The organism is Mesorhizobium sp. M0854 (assembly GCF_040319815.1).
In the GTDB taxonomy this organism is placed as follows: domain Bacteria; phylum Pseudomonadota; class Alphaproteobacteria; order Rhizobiales; family Rhizobiaceae; genus Mesorhizobium.
In genome coordinates this window covers 16,713-37,699 of the sequence record NZ_JAMYOL010000017.1, presented here as the reverse complement: position 1 = coordinate 37,699, position 20,987 = coordinate 16,713, and the positions used below count along the sequence as shown (strand labels likewise).

Genomic DNA, 20,987 nt, shown 5'->3' with positions numbered 1-20,987 from the left:
ATGATTGAGGAACAATTCGACGCCATTGTTATTGGGGCCGGCATGTCCGGAAACGCAGCTGCTTACACCATGGCCAGCCACGGCCTGAAGGTGCTGCAGTTGGAGCGGGGTGAATATCCGGGCTCCAAGAATGTCCAGGGTGCCATCATGTACGCGAACATGCTGGAGAAGATCATCCCGGATTTCCGGGACGATGCGCCTCTCGAGCGGCATTTGGTTGAACAGCGGCTTTGGGTGATGGACGACACATCCCATACCGGGATTCACTATCGGTCGGACGACTTCAATGAGGCGAAGCCCAACCGCTACACGATCATCCGTGCCCAGTTCGATAAATGGTTTTCGCGTAAGGTGCGCGAGGCCGGCGCGACGGTTCTGTGCGAGACGACCGTGACGGAACTCATCCGTGACGCCAAGGACAGGGTGATCGGCGTCCGCACAGACCGGGCCGGCGGAGCCATCTACGCGGACGTGGTCGTCCTCGCAGAAGGCGTATGCGGACTGCTTGGCACGCGGGCCGGCCTGCGCGAGATGCCGAAGCCGCAAACCGTGGCGCTCGCCGTCAAGGAAATGCATTTCCTGCCCGAAGAGGTCATTGAGCAGCGGTTCGGCCTCAAAGGCGATGAAGGCTGCGTGATCGAGGCGGTGGGCACGACCTCCCGCAGCATGGCCGGGCTCGGCTTCCTCTATACCAACAAGGAGTCGATCTCACTGGGCATTGGCTGCCTCGTCTCCGATTTCGCCGCGATGGTCGAGAGCCCTTACGTCCTCCTCGACGCCTTAAAAACCCATCCTTCGATCCGGCCGCTGATCGCCGGCTCGGAAGTGAAAGAATATTCCGCGCATCTCATTCCCGAAGGCGGCTACAAGGCTATTCCGCAGCTCTTTGGCGACGGTTGGGTCGTGGTCGGCGATGCCGCGCAACTGAACAACGCCATTCACCGCGAGGGTTCGAACCTCGCCATGACCTCCGGCCGCATCGCGGCTGAGGCAATCATCGAGGTCAAGAGCCGCAACGGTCCTATGACCAAACGGAATCTCGCCCTTTACAAAGCCATGCTGGACAAGTCCTTCGTGGTCAAGGACCTAAGGAAATACAAAGACATGCCGGCCTTGCTCCACACCAATTCCTGCAATTACTTCACGGCTTATCCGCGGTTGATGTCGCAAGCCGCGCAGAACTTCATGCGTGTCGACGGCACGCCGAAGATCGAGAAGGAAAAGGCGACCACGGCGGCCTTCATCAAGGCGCGCTCGCGCTGGGGGCTGGTCAGCGACGCGGTCCGCCTTGCATTCGCGTGGCGCTGAGGGGAGACGAAATGACGATCGCAGTGACGAAGTCACGTGTCGAGGACAAGCTTTACCAGAACCGCTACTTGGTGGATTCTGGCCGTCCGCATATCAAAGTGCGACCGCACGAGAGGCCAAGCGCGAACTTGCTCGCGCTGACCCACGTCTGCCCCGCGAAATGTTATGAGTTGAACGACAAAGGTCAAGTGGAGATCACTGCCGACGGCTGCATGGAGTGCGGCACCTGCCGGATTTTGTGCGAGACCAGTGGCGAGATCGAGTGGAACTATCCACGCGGCGGCTTCGGAGTCCTCTTCAAATTCGGATGAGGACGCACGCACCGTATCAAGAGGGTCAATCTTGGTACACCTGAGGTCGCGACCAACGCCAAGTCTATCTTTGCTTGAATTGCCGCGCCACGAAGAGAAGCTCGTGAATACTGTGCTTTCACAATTAGACTCAGACACGAAAGGAGGAGCACTCTGGACGACAACCGCTGAGGTGTTTCCATGGCTCACGTACCGCAAGATCGGGTCGACGAGGTAGCACCTCCGGATACCCGCCCTGAACCGCCCATCAAAAGCATGCCCCAAGCAGATATCGCGCTCAGGGGACTCTACGAGATATCGAAGGTGCTGACCGCCCCCAGCGAGCTGGAGATTACGCTCGCCAATGTCGTGAACATCCTGCCTTCGTTTCTGCAGATGCGTCACGGAGCAATCGTCGTCCTGGACGCTGAAGGAGAGCCGGAGATTGCCGCAACTGCCGGCAATTCCCACGCACCTCAATCAGGCACTCGCCGCGTCATACCACAGGCCATAACAGATCAAATCGTCGCTACGGGGACGCCGCTCTTCATACCGGACGTCCGCAAGTCCCAACTGTTTCAGGCTGACCTTCAAACATCTTCGAGCAGCGGCACCATCCCGATTGCCTTTATCGGTATCCCGCTAAAGGCTGAGCATAAGATCCTTGGGACGTTGTCGATCGACCGCGCCGGAGACGGCGCCACCGACTTTCGCGACGACGAGGACACATACTTCCTGACGATGGTCGCCAACCTTGTCGGCCGGACGATCCGTCTCCATCGCATCCTGAGTACAGATCGTCAGCGGTCTGTCCATGAGCAATGGAGACCGGAGAAATCGCCCAACGAGGGGAGGACCTACGACCCTGCCCGGCATGCGGATGTCAAAATCGACGGGATCATCGGGGAAAGCCCCGCACTCAAGCAGGTGCTCGAAACCGTCTCGGTCGTAGCAGGTACCAATTCCACCGTGCTACTGCGGGGTGAAAGCGGCACAGGCAAGGAATTCTTTGCGCAAGCCATCCATAAGCTCTCACGTCGGAGGAAGAAGTCTTTCGTCAAATTGAACTGCGCCGCACTGTCTGAAAGCGTTCTGGAGTCAGAACTGTTTGGGCATGAAAAGGGCGCTTTCACGGGTGCTATCTCCCAGCGCGCCGGTCGTTTTGAATTGGCAAATGAGGGAACGCTGCTACTTGATGAAATCGGCGAGATTTCGCCGGCCTTTCAAGCCAAGCTGTTGCGTGTCTTGCAGGAAGGCGAGTTGGAGCGAGTCGGCGGCACCAAAACGCTACAGGTCGACGTGCGCCTCATATGCGCCACCAACAAGGACCTCGAGACGGCCGTCATAAAAGGGGAGTTCAGGGCCGACCTTTATTACCGCATCAATGTGGTGCCAATTATCCTGCCTCCGCTCAGAGAGCGACCCGGCGATATTCCACGCCTTGCGAACGCCTTCCTCAATCGATTCAACAAGGAGAACGATCGCGCACTCGCCTTCGCGCCGTCGGCGCTTGACCTGATCTCGCAATGCTACTTCCCTGGTAACGTCCGCGAGCTGGAGAACTGCGTCCAAAGGACGGCCACACTTGCGCGTTCAAGGACGATCACGCCATCCGATTTCGCCTGTAAGAAGAGCCAGTGCCTTTCCTGGCTCCTCTGGAAGCGAGCCGACCGCTCGAATGGCGGCAATATCATCGACGATCTCGCACGGGTCAACGCAGGGCCGGTCGGATTGCGGCTGCCGGCCAGTCGCATCGGTGCCTCCGCAGGCAACGTATCTCCCCTTGCGGCCGGCGATCCGAACGATCCCGCTTGTCCCCCGCGTCTGACGGAACGCGACCGGCTGATCGACGCGATGGACAAGGCCGGTTGGGTTCAGGCCAGGGCGGCTCGTATCCTCGGCCTCACGCCGCGGCAAATCGGCTACGCGCTGCGCCGATATGGCATCGAGGTGAAGAAATTCTAGACGTTGTGATGACGTCAAACGTAAGCCCGGAGTAGTCTCCCTCACACTCTGCACGCCCAAGGCTGGTAGCCTTCGCGACCCGATTTGCTTGTCCACTGTCGGAAGCCCGACAAAGGTGTGTCGGAGCAATCCGACGGATTCCGACACGAAAGCCAATTCGTGAACCAAAACCGCTCTTTGAGCTGGCATAGCTCTTGCGGTTTGAACTGCGACATTCACCCAGCAACGGAGCCGTTCGATGTCCGCACCGGCAATTTCGCTTGAGAGCCTCAGCACGACATTCGATGACCAGTTGCTTGCCACCGTGAAAGCCGGTGGCTGCGCGTCTTCGTCCTGCGGCTCGTCGATAAAGCCGGACGACACGGATCCGGCTGTCTGGGACAAGATCAAGGATCACCCCTGCTTTTCAGAAGAGGCGCATCACTATTTCGCGCGCATGCACGTCGCGGTCGCGCCCGGCTGCAATATCCAGTGCAACTACTGCAATCGCAAATATAACTGCGCCAACGAAAGCCGGCCTGGGGTGGTCTCCGAAAAGCTGACGCCCGACCAGGCGCTACGCAAGGTGATCGCGGTCGCCAACGAGGTGCCGCAGCTTTCCGTGCTCGGCATCGCCGGACCTGGCGATGCCTGTTACGACTGGAAGAAGACGAAGGCAACGTTCGAACGAGTCGCCAGGGAAATCCCAGACATCAAGTTTTGCATCTCCACGAATGGGCTCGCGCTGCCGGACCATGTCGAGGAGCTTGCCGACATGAATGTCGATCACGTGACGATCACCATCAACATGGTCGACCCTGAGGTCGGTGCAAAGATCTATCCTTGGATCTTTTACGACCATCGCCGCTACGTCGGCATCCAAGCCGCCCGGATCCTGCACGAGCGCCAGATGTTGGGTCTGGAGATGCTGACCGCGCGCGGCATCCTCACCAAAATCAATTCGGTGATGATCCCCGGCGTGAACGATGAGCATCTGATCGAGGTGAATAGATGGGTCAAGGAGCGAGGCGCGTTCCTGCACAACCTCATGCCGCTGATTTCGGACCCGGCGCACGGCACGCACTACGGACTGAGCGGGCAACGCGGCCCAAACGCAATGGAGATGAAGGCTCTTCAGGACCGTGTCGAAGGCGGCGCCCAGTTGATGCGCCACTGCCGGCAGTGCCGGGCAGATGCCGTCGGCCTGCTCGGTGAGGATCGTGGCCAGGAATTCACACTCGACCGGATACCCGGCGAGGTCACCTACGATGCCAGCAATCGCAAGGCCTATCGGGAGCTGGTCGCGGAGGAGCGCCGTGATCACGTGGCGGCTAGGAGAGAAGCGATCGGATTGGTCAAGGCAGCGAGCCCCGGCAAGTCCCTTCTCTTCGCGGTGGCAACCAAGGGCGGCGGCCGCGTCAATGAACATTTCGGCCATGCGAAGGAATTCCAGGTTTATCAAGCCTCGCCGAGAGGGATCAGCTTTGTCGGGCATCGGAAGGTGGAGCAGTATTGCCTCGGCGGCTGGGGCGGAGAAGCCGCCCTCGATGGCGTCATCGCTGCGCTTGAGGGCATAGATGTCGTGCTGTGCGCCAAGATCGGAAACTGCCCGCAGGATCAGCTCGCCGACGCTGGAATCCAAGCCACCGACGCATATGCCCACGACTATATCGAGACCGCAATCAGCGCGATTTACGCGGCCGCGTCTGGGACCCCCGCACTCGCGGCGACGGCCTGAGCGCGTCTCATCCATTCGGACCAGGAGTTAAAATGGCTTTCAAGATCATCGCATCCCAATGCACCCAATGCGGCGCCTGCGAATTCGAGTGTCCCTCCGGCGCGATCAAGTTCAAAGGCGAGAGCTATGTGATCGAGCCGCAAAAGTGCACCGAGTGCGAGGGGGTCTTCGATGCGCAGCAATGTGCCTCGGTATGCCCGGTGCCGAAGACCTGCGTTCCTGCGTGACGAACATTGGGCTGCCGACATGGTCGGGGATGCCTTCGCAGGACGCCTGGAACGCCTTTGTTCACAATCTGCAGCCTCAAGAGAAATCAGGGAACGGACATGTCGCTCGGACGCGAAGAGGAGGTCGAAATCCGCAGGCCTCCACGATTCATGCCGGGAGAGCGGGTACGTGCCGCTCGCCACATAAAGAATGACGGCACCTATCCTGGAAGGGAGATCGGCGAAAATCTCGTGCGGAAGGGCGACGAGGGATATGTGCGCGACATTGGCACCTTTCTCCAGCAGTTCTTCATCTATGCGGTCGAATGGATCGACCGTGGCACCGTCGTCGGCATGCGAGCGCGTGAACTGATGAGCCTCGACAAAGCCGAGGCGCCCTGCAGTGCTGAAAGCAATACCAATGAAGGGACGGCGAGATGAAAGTCATGATCCGCAGGACCGATGCTGGCTTGTCGGCGTATGTCCCGAAGAAGGACCTCGAAGAGCCGATCATCAAGCTCGAGAAGGAAGAGTTGTGGGGCGGAACTGTGACGCTCAGGAACGGGTGGCGGCTCCTCCTACCCGATCTTCCACGGGATACGCGTCTGCCGATCACCGTCGAGGCAAAGAAGGTTTCCGAAGAGGACTGATGCTGCCCCTTGATAGGTGCGTCGCGAGGAACGAGCATGAACACGATCCTGACATCGGGCCACCTGGTCATCGTACGGGACAGTTTTGCCGAAAAGCTGCTTGACCTGGCGAAGGAAGCGCTCGCCGCCGATCAGGTGATCCCCTATCTCGGTCCGGGTCTTCTTGGGTTCAACTGTGCGGAACCGCCTGTGCCGCATACGCCGGAGGTCGTTGCCGCGGCACTCAATGCGCGGGCGCCAGCCCCTTCCAGGATCCGCACCAATATGTGGTCGGTTGCGCAGTTCATCGAACAGCGCCGGCATCGCCGGACGCTTCAAGCTTGGATGACCGACATATTCGCAGCGCCGGTGGCGCCCACCCTCCTCCACGCCTGGCTCGCAAGGCTGCCGCTCTCCCTCATCGTCGACAGCTGGTACGACGGCGCGATGCGCACGGCTCTCGTAGAGACCGGCCGAACGGACGTCGTTGAGATACAAGGCGTCACGCGGGCGAACGAAATCGGTAACATTTGGACGAAAACCTACGATTTGTCCGGGAGGGAACTCGACCCCCGATCGGGGGCAAAGACGGTTCTCTATACACCTCACGGGAGTATTAGGCCGGCGCAAAACTTTCTCGTCGCAGATTCCGACTATGTCGAAGTCCTGACCGAAATCGATATCCAGACACCGATCCCAGACGTGGTGAAGGAACGGCGCATCACCCGTGGATTTTTCTTCGTTGGCTGCCGCTTCGACGATCAGATGCTGCGCACCTACGCTAGGCAGATCATGAAGCGCTCCCGAGGTCCGCATTGCGCGGTAATGGACGCGGAAACGCTGACCAGAAACGAAGCGCGTTTCCTTGCGGCAAGCGGAATCACGGTGATCGACATGCCAGTAAGTGAAGCCGCGGCTCGGCTTATAGGAACGGGCACTGCTGCAGGTGGTGGACAGGATTAACAATGGCGGGCCCCTTTGATGATTGGTCCTTCGGCTTGCCTCGAAGGCGCAAAATGCAGTCGGGAATACACCCGTGAGCAGTGATGCTATCGGCAGCGCAACGAACGCTCTGAATTCGTTGACCCATGTGGAAGCGGCGCGCTGGGGCAGGGATTTGAGTACGCTGTTGCGTATCACGCGTATGAATTTGCGGCATCCCTGGCAGGTCGCCTTCGCTATGGGCTCGACGATCATGGCGGCAATCCTCCAGTTGCTCATTCCCCAGCTGCTCGGCCGGGCTGTCGACCAGACCCAGACAGCCATCGGGGGCGGTGTCGCGGGGACCGCCGCAGGACAATCGCTCTGGACCCCGGCTCTCCTGCTGCTCGCCGTCAGCGCGCTACGCGGCCTTTTCACGATGGCGCAGAACTATTTTGCCGAAGCCGTCGGGCATCATGTCGCGTACGAACTGCGGCTCGCCTACTACGACAAGATCCAGCGTCTCAGCTTTTCCTTTCACGACCGGGTCCATTCAGGCGATCTGATCACCATCGGAATGCTCGATCTCCAAGGCGTGCGGATGTATTTTTCCACCGCGCTCGTTCGCGTGCTCCTGCTCACCATGCTGATCGGGATCGGCGCCTACATGATGATCTCGACCGATCCCACGCTCGGCCTGGTCGCGCTGAGCTTCGTGCCTTTTGTCGCCTGGCGCTCATCGGCCACACAGCTTAGGCTGCGCGCCACCTGGCTCGACCTGCATGAGCGGCTTTCGGTACTGAGCCGCGTGATGGAGGAAAATCTCGCAGGCATCCGCGTGGTCCGCGCTTTTGCGGCTCAAGCCTACGAGATGCTGAAGTTCGACGGCGCTTCCAAGAACGCGCTCGACCTCGCCCGCGACCGCGTTGACATCTACGTGCCCAGCACGTCGGCGATGACCTTGTCCTTCTTTTTCGCAATGGGATTGGTGCTCTGGATCGGTGGCAGCAAGCTCGTCGCTGGCGAGATCAGCGTCGGAACGGTGGCGACCTTCCTGACCTTCATGACAATCCTGCAAATGCCAGTCCGCCAGATCGGCCTCATGGTCAATGCCTTTGCCCGCGCTTCTAGCTGCGGTTCGCGGCTTTTCGGTCTCCTCGACCAGGAGATCACAATCAGGGATGCTCTCGAGGCCAGACCGCTCGAGATAGGCGACGGCACTCTGCGCTTCCACAATGTCTCGTTTGCTTACCCCAGCGCCGAAAACCGCGCCATTTTGAAGAACCTCAGCTTTGAGGCCCGTAGAGGCGAGACGATCGCGATCGTCGGTCCGCCGGGTTCGGGCAAATCGACGATGGCTCATCTGGTCCCCCGCTTTTACGACGTGACCGGTGGCGCCATCACGCTGGACGGCCAGGACGTACGCAATGTCACCCTCGCGACGCTTCGCAAGGCGGTCGCCGTCGTACAGCAGGATGCATTCCTATTCACCACTACGATCGAGAACAACATCGCTTATGGCGATCCCTGGGCGAAGAGACAGCGAATCGAACGCGCTGGCGAATTCGCCCAGCTCCACAACTACATCCTCGGGCTCCCAGCAGGCTACGAGACGGTCGTGGGCGAACGCGGCGTCTCTCTCTCTGGCGGCCAGCGCCAGCGTCTCACGATTGCTCGCACCATGATGCTGCGCCCCTCCGTCGTCGTTTTCGACGACTCAACGGCCGCGATCGATGCCGCCACCGAGCAGCGCATCCGCGCGGCGATGCGGCGCTTCGCCAAGGATCGGGTGACGATTATCATCGCGCATCGGCTGAGTGCGCTTATGCATGCCGATCAGATCCTTTTTGTCGATAACGGCGAAATCGTAGAACGCGGCACGCATCAAGAGCTTTTGGCGAAGCGGGGGCGCTACAGGGCCCTTTACGATCTCCAGACGCGCCCGGGTGACGACAATATGACCCAGTATGGGGGCGCCCGCTGATGGCGCAGGGCCGCGCCGGCGAACTCGAAGCCGAACGTGACGACGGCAGACGCCCTCCGCGCGCGGTTGTCGGCTCGCACCGCATCGAGGAGGAGATGTTCGGCCGGGCTTTCGACAAGAGCATCCTCCGGCGCATCTGGGCTTTCGTCCGTCCCTATCGGGCCAGGGTAGTCATCACGATTGCAGCAATGCTGATCTTCACCGGGACGCAGCTTCTCATCCCGTTGATCATCCGCTACGCGCTCGACCAGGGCATGAACCCGGCAAGGACCGATCGCTCAGCCCAGCTCGCAGCCGTCGGCGCGTTCGTTTTGGCGATTTTGGTCAATTTCGCTGCCGGCTACATGCAGGAAACCGTGGTTGGGAAAGTGGCCGAAACTGTCCTGTTCGACATCCGCCGCGCCATGTTTGGCCATCTGCAGAAGGTTTCGCTCTCCTTCATGGACAAGACCGAGGTCGGACGCCTCATGTCGCGCCTGCAAGGCGACGTCAACTCCATACAGGAATTCCTCGAAACCTCGGTATATTCCGTAGGCGATGTTGCGCTTCTCTTCGGCATCGTTTTCGTAATGCTGTGGCTCGACTTCCGCCTCGGCCTCCTGACGCTCTCGGTTCTGCCGGTCCTGGTGATCGTCCGCATTGTCTGGCTGCCGCGTGCCCGCGACGCCTTCATGGCCGCACACGAGACTAATTCCGTCGTCAACGGCGCGCTGGCCGAAGCCATTCACGGCGTGCGCACCGTCCAGTCAATGGACCGCCAGCAGGTGAATTTCATCCTTTTTGACGACAAGGCCCATGCCAACCTCAGGACCCACCTGATCGCTGCCAAATATGCACTGGTCATGGTGCCTATCGTCGATGGCCTCACCGGCCTCGCCATGGCCGCCGTTATTGTGGTCGGCGGCTCGATGGTCATGAATGGCCGCATAGATGTGGGCGTATTGGTTGCCTACCTATTTTACATCCAGCGCTTCTTTGACCCGATCCGCTCACTCACCCTGCAATATTCGGTCATGCAGCGCGCCATGGCCTCAGGCAAGCGCCTGACCGATGTGCTCGACGTCAAGATCGATGTTCAGGACAAACCCAATGCCGAGGTGCTTTCGCCCGAAATGGACGGCTCGGTCGAGTTCAGGGACGTCACCTTCGGCTACAATCCGAACCGTTCGGTGCTGAAAAATGTCTCCTTCCGGGTCAATCCCGGCGAGACGGTCGCACTGGTCGGGCCGAGCGGTTCTGGCAAATCGAGCGCGATGGCCCTGGTCCACCGCTTCTATGATGTTCAGCAGGGCCAAGTGCTGGTCGGCGGACATGATGTGCGCGATCTCACCCAGGAATCGCTCGGCCGCCAGGTCGCCATGGTGCTGCAGGAGCCGTTCCTGTTCACCGGGACGGTGTTCGAGAACATTCGATACCACAAGACGGAAGCCACGCGCGACAAGGTGATCGAGGCCGCCAAGGCGGTCGGCGCCCACGACTTCATAATGAGCCTCGCCGACGGGTATGAGACCCAACTTGGCGAACGCGGCGACAACTTATCTCTCGGCCAGCGCCAGCTTATCAGTTTCGCCCGCGCCCTCGTCGCCGACGCCAAGATCCTCGTGCTCGACGAAGCTACCGCCAACATCGACAGCTACACGGAAATGCAGATTCAGAAGGCTCTGATAAAGCTGCTTGAAGGGCGCACTGGCCTCGTCATCGCCCACCGTCTTGCCACGATCCGGGGTGCCGACCGCATCATCGTGTTTCAGAATGGCCAAGTTATTGCGACTGGCAACCACGATCAGCTAATAGCCATGGGCGGCCTGTATTCCAAACTCTACAATCTCAACTACGCCTCCTTTGACGATATTCCAGAACACGACACGACCGTACAAGCCGGCTCCCAGACCTGACGTCTTGGCGGCCTTGTGGTACTGACATTGACTTCGGGCGTGCCGGCGGATACTCAGGCAGCCGCAGACGAGGAAGCAGGCAGCATTCATGCAAAGCACTCGCGCGGATCGTGAAGACCGGCTGCGAACGATTTCCTCCAGCGTCGTTATCCGACCGCGGTGCACGCCGCGACATCGGGCGAACTCGCTCCAGGTGGTGTCGCTCGGCGTAGCAAAGCCGCTCGCGAGCGCGCCCTCAACAGCGCCGTAGCGAGTGACGGCTTTGCTACCGCCGAGCCGCTGATGAAGCTGGATGCGGGAGCCGCCACCGGCGCCGCCCCGGTCGAGAAGAACCTCTTGCGGCGGGCTATGGGCAACGACTAGCGCGAGCGCGACGAGCAGATGCGTGCCGGCATCGTGACGCGCTCGGCCATCATCTCCTTAGGATCGTGCAGTCTCACACCGTGCCCAGATGCCGGCCAACGCACAAACCTGGTAATCTGTGCCGCCGGCTCGTCGTCAGTTTGGCCTCCCTCACGATTTCCCAATCCCCACCACGTGCACGCTCGAGCAATGTGAGGGAGCGCAGTTACAACGATTTACCTTCGGATCAGACCGCGAATTTCATGGTCAGCCAAGTCGAGCCATGATTTCGGATTGAATGGTCGTCGCGGTGTATAGGGAAGCATCTAGCGGCAGATTCCCAAATGCCAGCTGACAAAGAAGGTAGTTAGCACCTGCCTCTTCCAACTGACTGAGCAGAGCTTCTCGCACAGACGCTGCTGATCCTACCACGCACAATTCACTCTCGACTGCCGCATCGAAGGTCAGCGGCAGGTTGGGTGGAGTGGGGATAGCGTTAAGCTCGTAAAGGAATTGGAAGCTCTTGAGCCATCTTTCGTAAGCAGGTGCCGCGAGCGAATAGGCATGTGTGTCACAACGCCCAACCACGACCATGCGGAGCAATCCAATAAATGGCGCTCGATCGCCCGCGCCAGTGTTGTCCTCTTGATAGGCGCGGAACGCATCAGTAGTTTTGCGAACAGAAGAGGAAGGTCCTACACACGCGATATTTGCTCCATTCGCAGCGGCCCAGGCTGCGGACTCGGGTCGATTGGCGGCGACCCATGTCGGCGGATGTGGACGCTGATGAGGTCTTAGCGTCAAAGGAACGTCATTGAGCTCAAAATGGCGGCCTTGATAGCACAGCGTGCCAACCTTCATGGCATTAACAAGTATTTCAACAAGAATTTCGCTGGCTTCCGCATAGCGGCCCGGCACCGCGTCCGCACCAATCCCGAAGTAACCCAATTCGATCGGGAGAGCACCGCGCCCTATGCCCAGTTCGAGCCTGCCACCGCTCAACTGGTCCAGCATACAGATCTCTTCGAACGCACGCAGCGGATGATAAAGCGCAAGCAGCATCACCAAGGGTCCGAGACGCAGGCGCCGGGTGCGCTGGGCGACGCTCGATAAGAACAGATTCGGCGATGGACCTCTCCCATGGGGGGTACAGTGGTGCTCTGCGAGATGATAGGCATAGAACCCTAGCTGATCGCACGCCTCTGCTAATATCAGGCGATCTTTGTACTGCCGGGCGATATCGAGGCCGTCCTCGTCCAGATGATCGAAGATGCCGAAGGCTAGGTTTGAAGGAAAGACGTTTGTCACTCGATATTGTCCCCGATTTTAAAGAAAAATGTTGTCGTGCTTGGGTGACCAAGCAAGTCTAAAGATAGCAATGTGTGATATCGGATTAGCGTCAGCGTACCGAACGAGCAGAGCCTGACGCTCCCCTGCCCGTGGTGCTTGGTATGTTTAAGCTTCCAACTATATCGCGAGCGGCAGCAAGAAATGCATCCAATTGCTCTTTTGTGCCGATGCTGACGCGGATGCAATGTTCCAAACCATTGTCCGGAAAGTAGGCAACGAGTATCTTTTGCCTTTCCAAGGCTGCTTGCCACCATGAGCCGTCCTGTCCCGCTGGCACACGGGCTAGCAAGAAATTTGCGTGGGAGGGCGTTACGGAAAATCCAAGTTGCGACAGTGCGGCTGTCACTCGCTGTCGTTCATGTCTGATGTGCTTGTGGTTCTCTGCGTAGGCGCCGCGATGCGCAAGCACGCTGATACCAACCGCATGCCCGATCACGTTCATGTTGAAGACGTTCTGGATGTTGCGCAGCCTGCCAATAATCTCAGGGTGACCGAAACCGAAACCGACGCGAATGCCGGCGGCGGCATAGCTCTTCGAAAATGTTCTCAAGATCAGAAGGTTCGAATAACGGTTGATGAGGCGCAGCCCGTGATCGGGTGCAAAGTCGACGTAGGCCTCATCAAGGACGACCAGGCGATCCGATTGTGCCACGAGGCGTTCGATATTGCTTATCGAGAGGAATGTTCCGGTCGGATTGTTTGGATTGGCCACCAGAATGAACTTGGCGTCTTTTGCCGGACCGGAAAGCAATTGCTCCATTGGCAGCGAATGAGTTTGACATCCGATCTCGAGAAACTCAGCACCATGCAACATGGCAAGTTTGCGGTTGAACGAAAACCCTGGCGATATCATCGCCACCTTGTCGCCAGGGGCGAGGAAAGCTCTGTAGATGAGTCCGAGCAGTTCAGACGACCCGTTGCCTGCGATGACCTGATCCGTGGATACGCCATAGGTATTGGACGCTGCTTCCCTCAAGCTGATGTTATCGTCGTCCGGATACAGATACTGGCGCTGGAGGGCCGCCACTGCACTTTGCATTATGATTGGCGGCAACGGAAACGGGTTCTCATTCGTATTCAGCTTGACAAAACTTTTGTCCGGCGCTGGTCCGTTGGACGGCAGAGCATCTAACTGCCGCGTCCCTTGCGGAAGAGACGAAAGCACAGCTTGCAGTTTTGCATCGGACATATTTTATCTCCGTTTCAGTCGCACAGGGGCTTCCGTATGAGCTCGCAACGAGAGCAACATGGCGGACGGATTGACGATGGCAGCGTCGCCTTTCACAAGATGGTCGCAACGCCGGCTGCCACGGGAATTCGGCCAGGCTGTCCTCGGTCGGATCGACTTGACGCGGACGCGGATCTGCATCCCTGCGCGGGCCAAGCCGCTAAGCGGTCTCAGCTAATCCGCCTGAGTCAAGCTTTCACAGACGCTTGACCTCGATGCCGTATTTCCTCAGCACGTAGCCAATCTGGCGCGGGGTCAGTCCAAGCAGGCGCGCCGCCTTTGCCTGCACCCAGCCACATCTTTCCATGGCAGCAATGACGCGCTCGGCGTCGGTGGTCCTCGCGCCCAATGAGTGGGTTGCTCCGGCAGGCGGGACTGTGGTGGCGGCCGAACGAGCGGCCGCATCCGGCGGCGTGGCCGGATTCACTGCCTCTGGGAGGATTGGCGCTGGTTGCAGCGCGGCCTTGCCCGATCTGCTCTTCCGCAGCGCCTCGGCAAAGCATTGGTCGTGGGAGCACGCAAAGTCGTTTCTCCCGATTGATCGTCCCTCCGCCAGGATCGCTGTCCGGTGCACGCAATTTTCAAGCTCGCGAATGTTGCCGGGAAATTCACATTTCATCAGTACTTCAATCGCACGCGCATCGAAGGTCAGCGTACGGCCGTTCTCATCGTTGAAATTCTTGAGAAACTCAGCTGCGAGGAGCGGAATATCGCTGCGCCTTTGGCGTAATGCCGGCACCAGCAAGGGAACCACGTTGATGCGATAATATAGGTCGGCGCGGAACTCATTCCTTGCAACCGCCTCTTCAAGGTTCCTGTTCGTGGCGGCAATCACGCGAACGTCGACCTTGATGGTCTGGTTGCTGCCGACGCGCTCAAACTCCTGCTCCTGCAGCACGCGCAGTAGCTTTGCCTGGAAGGAGGCCGAGATCTCGCCGATCTCATCCAGAAACAACGTCCCCTTGTCGGCGAGCTCAAAGCGACCCTTGCGGGAATTGAACGCGCTTGTGAAGGCACCCTTCTCATGACCGAACAATTCGGATTCCAGGACTGTCTCTGGCAGCGCTGCACAATTGAGTTTGATGAAGGGCCGCTTGGCGCGCGGCGACAACTCGTGAATTGCCTTGGCGACCAGCTCCTTCCCGGTACCGGATTCGCCTCGCAACAGAACCGTGGTCTTTGCCTTAGCTACCACTGCGATCTTCTCGAGCAGCGCGCTTAGCGCCGGACTATCGCCAATCATCCCCTTGACGTGAACCTTCTTGCGCTGCGGTGCAGGGTGCTTGACATCAGAGAATTGCGTTTGCAGCCGATCTTCCACCTCTGTCGGTCGTTCGCGGTCGCCCGCGGAGAAGCGGTGCAACTTGACTGTCTGTCCCACCATGTTGGCGATCATGGTGAGCAGCCGGACATCATAATCGAGCCGATACGTTGACCTGCTGTCCAAGGCGCGGTCGATAGTCAGCGTGCCTACGGCGTTCCCATCAACACGAATGGGAACGCCGATGAACGACACGGGGTCGGAGGCCCCAAGCACCTCTATGTCAGCGGCAGTGAAGGCCGAATGCACCGCTATGTTCTCGGCGACGAGCGGCGTGTCCGTCGTCACAATCAGATCGATTGCCTTGCGCGGCAGGCGCATCCGGGAGCGCTCATCGCTGTTCTCGTCGCAGCCGGTGACTACGGTGATGTCCAGTACGCCCTCAGCGTCGAAGAGAGCGATGATGCCGTGCCGCATCTGCACAAACGAGGGCAGGAGATCGACGACCTTGGCCAACGTGACTTCGAGCCGGGCGGGGTCGGTGAGTACTTTCGATATTTCGAAGATGCCGGTAAGCGCGTGCTCGTGCGATGGCACAAAAGGGACCGCGGTGTTTATCTCGGACTTTGGGTAAGCCCTTTTCGCATCCGGAAGCGAAATGCGGCACTCGCTGGCATTTTGTTCTGATTTGGGAATGTTGTGGTGCATATGATCCTCGATCTCGCGCCATGAAATGCATGCCGGCGGCATGTGCGCCCGCGACGTCGCGGGCAAGCGCGAAAATGCTCTGACGTGAACTCGTGCCACCGCCGTGTGGTCGAGTGCAAAGCGGGTCGACCCCTGACGCATCGCTTGGCTCTCCCTCCACGAAGCTTGGCCACGTTCTCGGCTTGCACGGGGGCAACCACACGTTGATTTTCAAAAGACTGGAGCGAGGCGGGATAGTCAATCGAGCTTTCTTTCATTCGTGAAAGGAAACCTCGCGGCCTATGATAGAATTCATCAGTTCTAATTTTTTGTCGGCGATGTTGAACGACAGAAATACGGCGCCGGCGATGCGGTGCCCGAGCGGCTGACCGCGCCGAGTATAAATTGCCGGGCCGTGCCATTCACCAGCGCCTGCGAACCAGGGGCGGGAGCGATAATCACTGCCGACGACACTGGTCGGTCGCGGCAACCGCAATTTCCTCGATATTGATGACGCCCATAACGCGGCGGCGTCGCGTGTGAAGGCGCGAAGCTGGCGGTCGAGCGCGGCTTTCTCGGCGGTGCTCGGAACTTCTGAACCGCATCGTCGCGGTCAGCACCAGCGGCGTCAATCCCTACGTCTCGACGTCGCTTTCAAGCTGTCGCTGCAGCGGCAGCGCGGCAAAGAACACGGCAATTCTCCGCTCTGGTGCCAGCGATGCGGCCCTTCCCAAAGTCGGCAAACCGAGGAGCCCACCACGATGTGCAGCAAAACCGCAAGCCAGAGAGATCGACCGGCAATCTGCCGGAGAAGATCAAGCGCGTGCTGGACGGCGGCCTTGTCATTCCCGTCTTGTGCCACCGCATTCATCCCATCATTGGCGAGCCCAACGTCAGTTCAGGTCATGCGGATCCATTTGGCATGGGTATTGCGGCGGCGTTGGTGCAGCGTTCGACCGGAGCGCCGCGATAGGGAGAAGCCCGGGAGAAGTCACGCCACCTCGATCCGGTCAGGGAGAGAGAAACAGTGTCAGCTGCACAAGTCCGCGGCGCGAGTCCCGCGCCCCGCAAACCCTTCTATGCCAAGCTTTACGCGCAGGTGCTTGCCGCCATCGCCCTCGGCGTCGCAATTGGCTATTTCTATCCGGGAACCGGCGAGAGCCTGAAGCCGCTGGGTGATGCCTTCATCAAGCTGGTCAAGATGATCATCGCGCCTGTCATCTTCCTGACAATTGCGACCGGCATTGCCGGCATGAACGATCTTCACAAGGTCGGCCGGGTCGCCGGCAAGGCAATGGTCTATTTCCTCACCTTCTCGACGCTCGCGCTGATCGTCGGCCTGATCGTCGCCAATGTCGTCCAGCCTGGCGCCGGCCTCAACATCGATCCGGCCTCGCTCGATGTCCAGGCCGTGAATACCTATGCCGCAAAGGCCCACGAGCAGTCGGTCACCGGCTTCCTGATGAACATCATCCCGCCAACGATAGTCGGCGCCTTCGCGGAAGGCGACATCCTGCAGGTGCTGTTCTTCTCGGTTCTGTTCGGCATGGCGCTCGCGATGGCCGGAGAGACGGGCAAGCCTGTCGTTTGCTTCCTTCAGGCGCTCATCGCGCCTGTCTTCAAGCTCGTCGGCATTCTGATGAAAGCCGCGCCGATCGGCGCTTTCGGCGCAATGGCCTTCACCATCGGCAGATATGGCATCGGTTCGGTCGTCAACCTCGCGATGCTGGTCGCGACGTTCTATTTCACCGCCTTCCTCTTCGTGTTCGGGGTTCTCGGCGCGGTCTGCCGCTACAACGGCTTTTCGATCTGTTCTCTCATTCGCTACATCAAGGAAGAGCTGCTGCTTGTCCTCGCAACGTCCTCCTCGGAGGCCGCGCTCCCCTCGCTCATGCAGAAGATGGAGAAGGCGGGCGCCAGGCGTTCGGTTGTGGGTCTCGTCATCCCGGCCGGATATTCGTTCAATCTGGACGGCACGAATATCTACATGACCCTGGCGGCCCTCTTCATCGCGCAGGCGACGAACACGGATCTGTCAATCGGCGATCAGGTGCTGCTGCTGCTCGTTGCGATGCTTTCCTCCAAGGGCGCTGCAGGTGTAACAGGTGCGGGCTTCATCACCCTGGCTGCTACGCTCGCCGTAGTTCCGAGTGTTCCCGTTGCTGGGATGGCACTGATACTCGGCATCGACCGCTTCATGTCCGAATGCCGGGCGCTGACGAATTGCGTCGGCAACGCAGTGGCATCCCTCGTCGTTGCCCGCTGGGAAGGAGAATTGGACCGGGCGCAGATGAAAGCCGCCTTCTCCGGTCATCAGCTTGCCGAGGCATCAAACCGGCTATCCTCCGCCGAGTAAGGGCGACGCACCGCGACCGGTTTCGCCAAGCTGGTCACATGACCTGAACGATCGACTCGCAGGCTCTAAACGGCGCCTCACGGACCATGTATCAGAAGCGCTAAATGTGTGAGTGCAAATCGTCGCCGCCCTAAGCGAATGAACCTTCCGTTATACCCCGCCGGTCTACGTCTGGAGTAGTCCAATACACTGTCGATCATTCAGTATGCGGGCGTCTTCACTTTGCCCACCCGAAACCATTGTCGAATCGCGCTAGGTGACAGAGAGCCAGCCTGCGTCAAAAACCAATCAGAATAGGACCCATGACCAAGCGCCCCACAATTGCCGATCTCGCCCGCGAAGCCCGAGTCAGCGTAGCAACGGTCGATCGGGTTCTGAACGCCCGCCATCCGGTGCGCGAGGAGACCGCGCGGCGGGTCCACGACGCCGCCCACGCGATCGGCTATCATGCTGCCGGGCTCATCAAGCAGCGCTTGCGGCGAGACCTACCGTGCTACCGTCTGGGCTTCATCTTGAGAAAACCGGCCCAGCATTTCTACCAAGACTTTGCGCGCGAGGTCGAAGCGTCGGTCAATTTGGCCCAGTCCTTCCACGGCATTCCGCTCATCCAATTCGCCCCGTCACATATGCCGAGCGACCTAATCGCACCGCTCAAGGATTTGGGCGCACGCTGCCATGCGATCGCGATGGTGGCACCGGACCACCCAAAAATTACAGCAGCGGTTGAGGACCTCAAGGCCAAAGGCATTCCGGTTTTCTCGCTGCTTTCCGACTTCGCCGCCGGCGTGCGACAGGGCTATATCGGCCTCAACAACCGCAAGGTGGGGCGCACGGCCGCTTGGATGGTGTCCAAGGTCGCAAAACGGCCCGGCAAGGTGGCGGTGTTTGTCGGTAGCCATCGTTTCCAGGGGCACGAGCTCCGTGACGTCGGCTTTCGCTCCTATTGCCGTGAGAACGCGCCGACGTTCGAGGTACTCGATCCGCTTGTGAACCTGGAGAAACGGCAGGTCACCTACGAGGCAACGCTTGATCTCATGCAGCGGGAACCCGAGCTCGTCGGCTTCTATGTCGCCGGGGGCGGCATGGAGGGCGCCATCTCCGCGGTCCGGGAAGAGGGTAAAAGTCGCGATCTCGTCGCGATCGTGAATGAAATCACGCCGGAATCTCGGGCGGCACTCGCTGATAACATCATCACGATGGCGGTCGCCACGCCAATGCGCCGGCTTTCCCAGGAGCTGATAACGCTGATGACGCGGGCTATCGAGACCGGCACTGCTGAAACACCAGGACAGACATTTCTGCCGTTCGACATCCATCTGCCGGAAAATATATGAAACTGATGGCTTCTATCGTAAGCGGGGAGTTTCCTTTCATGAATGAGAGAAAGTTGATTGATTATCCCATCCACGCGGGGTAGCCGCACCCCACAGGCCTCAGCCGCGGCCCAGGATGAAGCGCCGATTGGGTGAACGGATCGGCCACGCGTTCAGGCGGAAGCGCGAGGTCGCGACCGGCTTCATTGCCAACATCTCGACGTTGTCGGTGCAGGGCGGTGTCGTCAAGGATGCCTCACGCCAGTAGCCGAGCGAGGCCGGCACAGTCCAATGGGATTGACCTCGTCGACCGGCATCTCCTCGCCTGGCCGCGCGTGAAAAGCCGCGGCAAGGCCGGCAAAGTTGGGATTGAGTGGGGCTAGACATCTTCTGGGACTTCGCACGCGAAATCGGAGGCGGCAGTCAACTCAGCACCAACCCGGGCATGTGGTTCTGCTCGTTCCTGGCCCTCGTACTCAGCAAGGAACTGCGCCGCTCTGCCGAGCCAAAGGCCTGACGCCCGAATGGCAACCGCTCCTACGCGATCGCGACCGCCTCCAGGAAGCCCGAGACGCTCAATAGCTTTCAACCAAAGGCGCCAGGCGAGATGCCTCCTGCAACATCATTTCCCGCATCCACAGGCTTGCCGGATCAGTATTGTGAAGCGCAGGCCATTGGACGGCCTCCGTGAATGCGGGATGAGGAAGTGGCGGCGGAAGTCCGACAATCCGCAGGGGTGTTGTTTTTGCGAAATGCTGCGCCAGCCGTAAGGGCATGGTCCCGATGCGGTTGGTGCCTGATAGGACGGGCGCGATCAGGCTAAAGCCCTGTACGACGACCTCGATACGTCTCTCGAAACCGTGCTCGAGCAAATACCACTCCTCCATGGTGGGCTGCCGGGTGTGCCTGAATTTGAGCACGACATGCCCCATCGACAAGTATCGCTCGAATGTAAGTGGCTCTGACAGCTGCTTGTTCGTGCCGCAGCCTACGCATACGAGCATATCTTCGAACAGGGCTGCGCGAGGATGTTTCGACATGAACACTTCCGGCATAATCAGAAAATCAACGTCGCCGCGCCGGAGAAGCTCCTCGGGGTCGTCGCAAATAGGGAGACATTCGAAGCGGACGGCGGGAGCTTCCCGCGCAGTACGCTCTACGATCCTCTTAAAAAGCACGAGCGTGAGGTAATCGGAAAGCATGATTCGGAAGAGACGATCCGATTGGGCTGGGTTAAAGGCGTCGGAGGAAATAATCGATAGCTGGATGTGCAGCAATGCGTCCCGGACTGCTGGGGCAAGCCCCTCCGCGCGCGGTGTCAAAATGAGCTCGCGGCCGTTCATCGTAAATAGCTCATTGCTGAAGTAGGCGCGTAACCGAGCGACGGCGGCGCTCATGGCCGGCTGGCTCAGGTTAATACTGTTGGCCGCGGCAGTGACTTTACGCTCCCTGATCAGAGCGTCCAGCACAACGAGGAGATTCAGATCCAGCCCCTTAAACCGCATATCCTGATCTATCCAGCGTGTGGATGGGCA

Annotated in this window: 19 protein-coding genes; 14 read left to right on the top strand and 5 right to left on the bottom strand. The window is 59.4% G+C overall.

Annotated features, from left to right (window positions below):
* From NKH99_RS22685 to NKH99_RS22635, 11 genes are all read left to right on the top strand, one after another.
* Window positions 1-1,308, top strand: a complete 1,308-nt coding sequence (locus NKH99_RS22685) for an FAD-binding protein (protein ID WP_353015630.1) — start codon at window positions 1-3, stop codon at window positions 1,306-1,308.
* Between the two features lie 11 nt (window positions 1,309-1,319).
* Window positions 1,320-1,619 (top strand): ferredoxin family protein, encoded by a 300-nt coding sequence (locus NKH99_RS22680; protein WP_023678245.1) that lies wholly within the window; start codon window positions 1,320-1,322, stop codon window positions 1,617-1,619.
* A 180-nt stretch (window positions 1,620-1,799) separates the two neighbouring features.
* Window positions 1,800-3,563, top strand: coding sequence for a nif-specific transcriptional activator NifA (gene nifA, locus NKH99_RS22675; RefSeq protein ID WP_353015628.1), 1,764 nt, complete (start codon window positions 1,800-1,802; stop codon window positions 3,561-3,563).
* Between the two features lie 238 nt (window positions 3,564-3,801).
* On the top strand, window positions 3,802-5,280 hold the full coding sequence (gene nifB / locus NKH99_RS22670) for a nitrogenase cofactor biosynthesis protein NifB (protein WP_353015626.1): 1,479 nt from the start codon (window positions 3,802-3,804) through the stop codon (window positions 5,278-5,280).
* A 32-nt stretch (window positions 5,281-5,312) separates the two neighbouring features.
* Window positions 5,313-5,507 (top strand): 4Fe-4S dicluster domain-containing protein, encoded by a 195-nt coding sequence (locus NKH99_RS32765; protein ID WP_023678248.1) that lies wholly within the window; start codon window positions 5,313-5,315, stop codon window positions 5,505-5,507.
* Between the two features lie 99 nt (window positions 5,508-5,606).
* Window positions 5,607-5,927 carry a nitrogen fixation protein NifZ gene (locus NKH99_RS22660; RefSeq protein WP_353015623.1) on the top strand — a complete coding sequence of 107 codons (321 nt, stop codon included), beginning with the start codon at window positions 5,607-5,609 and terminating at the stop codon, window positions 5,925-5,927.
* Window positions 5,924-6,136, top strand: a complete 213-nt coding sequence (gene nifT / locus NKH99_RS22655) for a putative nitrogen fixation protein NifT (RefSeq protein WP_352457024.1) — start codon at window positions 5,924-5,926, stop codon at window positions 6,134-6,136. Before NKH99_RS22660 ends, nifT begins: the two co-directional genes overlap by 4 nt.
* 36 nt (window positions 6,137-6,172) lie before the next feature.
* A complete protein-coding gene (locus NKH99_RS22650) occupies window positions 6,173-7,078 on the top strand; it encodes an SIR2 family NAD-dependent protein deacylase (protein WP_353015621.1) in 906 nt (301 codons plus the stop codon).
* 73 nt (window positions 7,079-7,151) lie between these two features.
* Window positions 7,152-9,020, top strand: coding sequence for an ABC transporter ATP-binding protein (locus tag NKH99_RS22645; RefSeq protein WP_353015619.1), 1,869 nt, complete (start codon window positions 7,152-7,154; stop codon window positions 9,018-9,020).
* A complete protein-coding gene (locus tag NKH99_RS22640) occupies window positions 9,020-10,915 on the top strand; it encodes an ABC transporter ATP-binding protein (protein WP_353015617.1) in 1,896 nt (631 codons plus the stop codon). The genes NKH99_RS22645 and NKH99_RS22640 overlap by 1 nt, the downstream gene beginning before the upstream one ends.
* A gap of 159 nt (window positions 10,916-11,074) precedes the next feature.
* Entirely contained in the window at window positions 11,075-11,278 is a 204-nt protein-coding gene (locus NKH99_RS22635) for a hypothetical protein (RefSeq protein WP_352457028.1), read from the top strand.
* A 246-nt stretch (window positions 11,279-11,524) separates the two neighbouring features.
* On the opposite strand, the gene NKH99_RS22630 is transcribed toward NKH99_RS22635, so the two are convergent.
* The 4 genes from NKH99_RS22630 to NKH99_RS22615 all read right to left on the bottom strand — a co-directional run bounded on the left by NKH99_RS22630 (window position 11,525) and on the right by NKH99_RS22615 (window position 16,273).
* Window positions 11,525-12,565 (bottom strand): LLM class flavin-dependent oxidoreductase, encoded by a 1,041-nt coding sequence (locus NKH99_RS22630; protein WP_353015615.1) that lies wholly within the window; start codon window positions 12,563-12,565, stop codon window positions 11,525-11,527.
* 91 nt (window positions 12,566-12,656) lie between these two features.
* Complete coding sequence (gene hisC / locus NKH99_RS22625) at window positions 12,657-13,796, bottom strand: histidinol-phosphate transaminase (RefSeq protein WP_352523374.1); 1,140 nt, start codon at window positions 13,794-13,796, stop codon at window positions 12,657-12,659.
* Between the two features lie 235 nt (window positions 13,797-14,031).
* Window positions 14,032-15,804, bottom strand: a complete 1,773-nt coding sequence (gene nifA, locus NKH99_RS22620) for a nif-specific transcriptional activator NifA (RefSeq protein WP_353015720.1) — start codon at window positions 15,802-15,804, stop codon at window positions 14,032-14,034.
* Between the two features lie 253 nt (window positions 15,805-16,057).
* Window positions 16,058-16,273, bottom strand: coding sequence for a hypothetical protein (locus NKH99_RS22615; protein WP_352457032.1), 216 nt, complete (start codon window positions 16,271-16,273; stop codon window positions 16,058-16,060).
* A gap of 273 nt (window positions 16,274-16,546) precedes the next feature.
* Between NKH99_RS22615 and NKH99_RS22610 the strand changes: the two genes are divergently transcribed.
* The 3 genes from NKH99_RS22610 (at window position 16,547) to NKH99_RS22600 (ending at window position 19,473) form a co-directional block, all read left to right on the top strand.
* Complete coding sequence (locus NKH99_RS22610; RefSeq protein WP_353015613.1) at window positions 16,547-16,756, top strand: hypothetical protein; 210 nt, start codon at window positions 16,547-16,549, stop codon at window positions 16,754-16,756.
* A gap of 54 nt (window positions 16,757-16,810) precedes the next feature.
* Window positions 16,811-18,139 carry a dicarboxylate/amino acid:cation symporter gene (locus tag NKH99_RS22605; protein ID WP_353015610.1) on the top strand — a complete coding sequence of 443 codons (1,329 nt, stop codon included), beginning with the start codon at window positions 16,811-16,813 and terminating at the stop codon, window positions 18,137-18,139.
* A gap of 302 nt (window positions 18,140-18,441) precedes the next feature.
* A complete protein-coding gene (locus NKH99_RS22600; RefSeq protein WP_023678260.1) occupies window positions 18,442-19,473 on the top strand; it encodes a LacI family DNA-binding transcriptional regulator in 1,032 nt (343 codons plus the stop codon).
* Between the two features lie 554 nt (window positions 19,474-20,027).
* Here NKH99_RS22600 and NKH99_RS22595 read toward each other — a convergent pair.
* Window positions 20,028-20,957, bottom strand: a complete 930-nt coding sequence (locus tag NKH99_RS22595; protein WP_352646416.1) for a LysR family transcriptional regulator — start codon at window positions 20,955-20,957, stop codon at window positions 20,028-20,030.
* Window positions 20,958-20,987 lie beyond the last annotated feature (30 nt).

Coding starts and splice junctions, on each gene's coding strand:
- NKH99_RS22595 (WP_352646416.1), bottom strand. CDS start 20,957: ATGCGGTTTAAGGGGCTGGATCTGAATCTCCTCGTTGTGCTGGACGCT.
- nifT (WP_352457024.1), top strand. CDS start 5,924: ATGAAAGTCATGATCCGCAGGACCGATGCTGGCTTGTCGGCGTATGTC.
- nifA (WP_353015720.1), bottom strand. CDS start 15,804: ATGCACCACAACATTCCCAAATCAGAACAAAATGCCAGCGAGTGCCGC.
- hisC (WP_352523374.1), bottom strand. CDS start 13,796: ATGTCCGATGCAAAACTGCAAGCTGTGCTTTCGTCTCTTCCGCAAGGG.
- NKH99_RS22680 (WP_023678245.1), top strand. CDS start 1,320: ATGACGATCGCAGTGACGAAGTCACGTGTCGAGGACAAGCTTTACCAG.
- NKH99_RS22660 (WP_353015623.1), top strand. CDS start 5,607: ATGTCGCTCGGACGCGAAGAGGAGGTCGAAATCCGCAGGCCTCCACGA.
- nifB (WP_353015626.1), top strand. CDS start 3,802: ATGTCCGCACCGGCAATTTCGCTTGAGAGCCTCAGCACGACATTCGAT.
- NKH99_RS22685 (WP_353015630.1), top strand. CDS start 1: ATGATTGAGGAACAATTCGACGCCATTGTTATTGGGGCCGGCATGTCC.
- NKH99_RS22640 (WP_353015617.1), top strand. CDS start 9,020: ATGGCGCAGGGCCGCGCCGGCGAACTCGAAGCCGAACGTGACGACGGC.
- nifA (WP_353015628.1), top strand. CDS start 1,800: ATGGCTCACGTACCGCAAGATCGGGTCGACGAGGTAGCACCTCCGGAT.
- NKH99_RS22650 (WP_353015621.1), top strand. CDS start 6,173: ATGAACACGATCCTGACATCGGGCCACCTGGTCATCGTACGGGACAGT.
- NKH99_RS32765 (WP_023678248.1), top strand. CDS start 5,313: ATGGCTTTCAAGATCATCGCATCCCAATGCACCCAATGCGGCGCCTGC.
- NKH99_RS22600 (WP_023678260.1), top strand. CDS start 18,442: ATGACCAAGCGCCCCACAATTGCCGATCTCGCCCGCGAAGCCCGAGTC.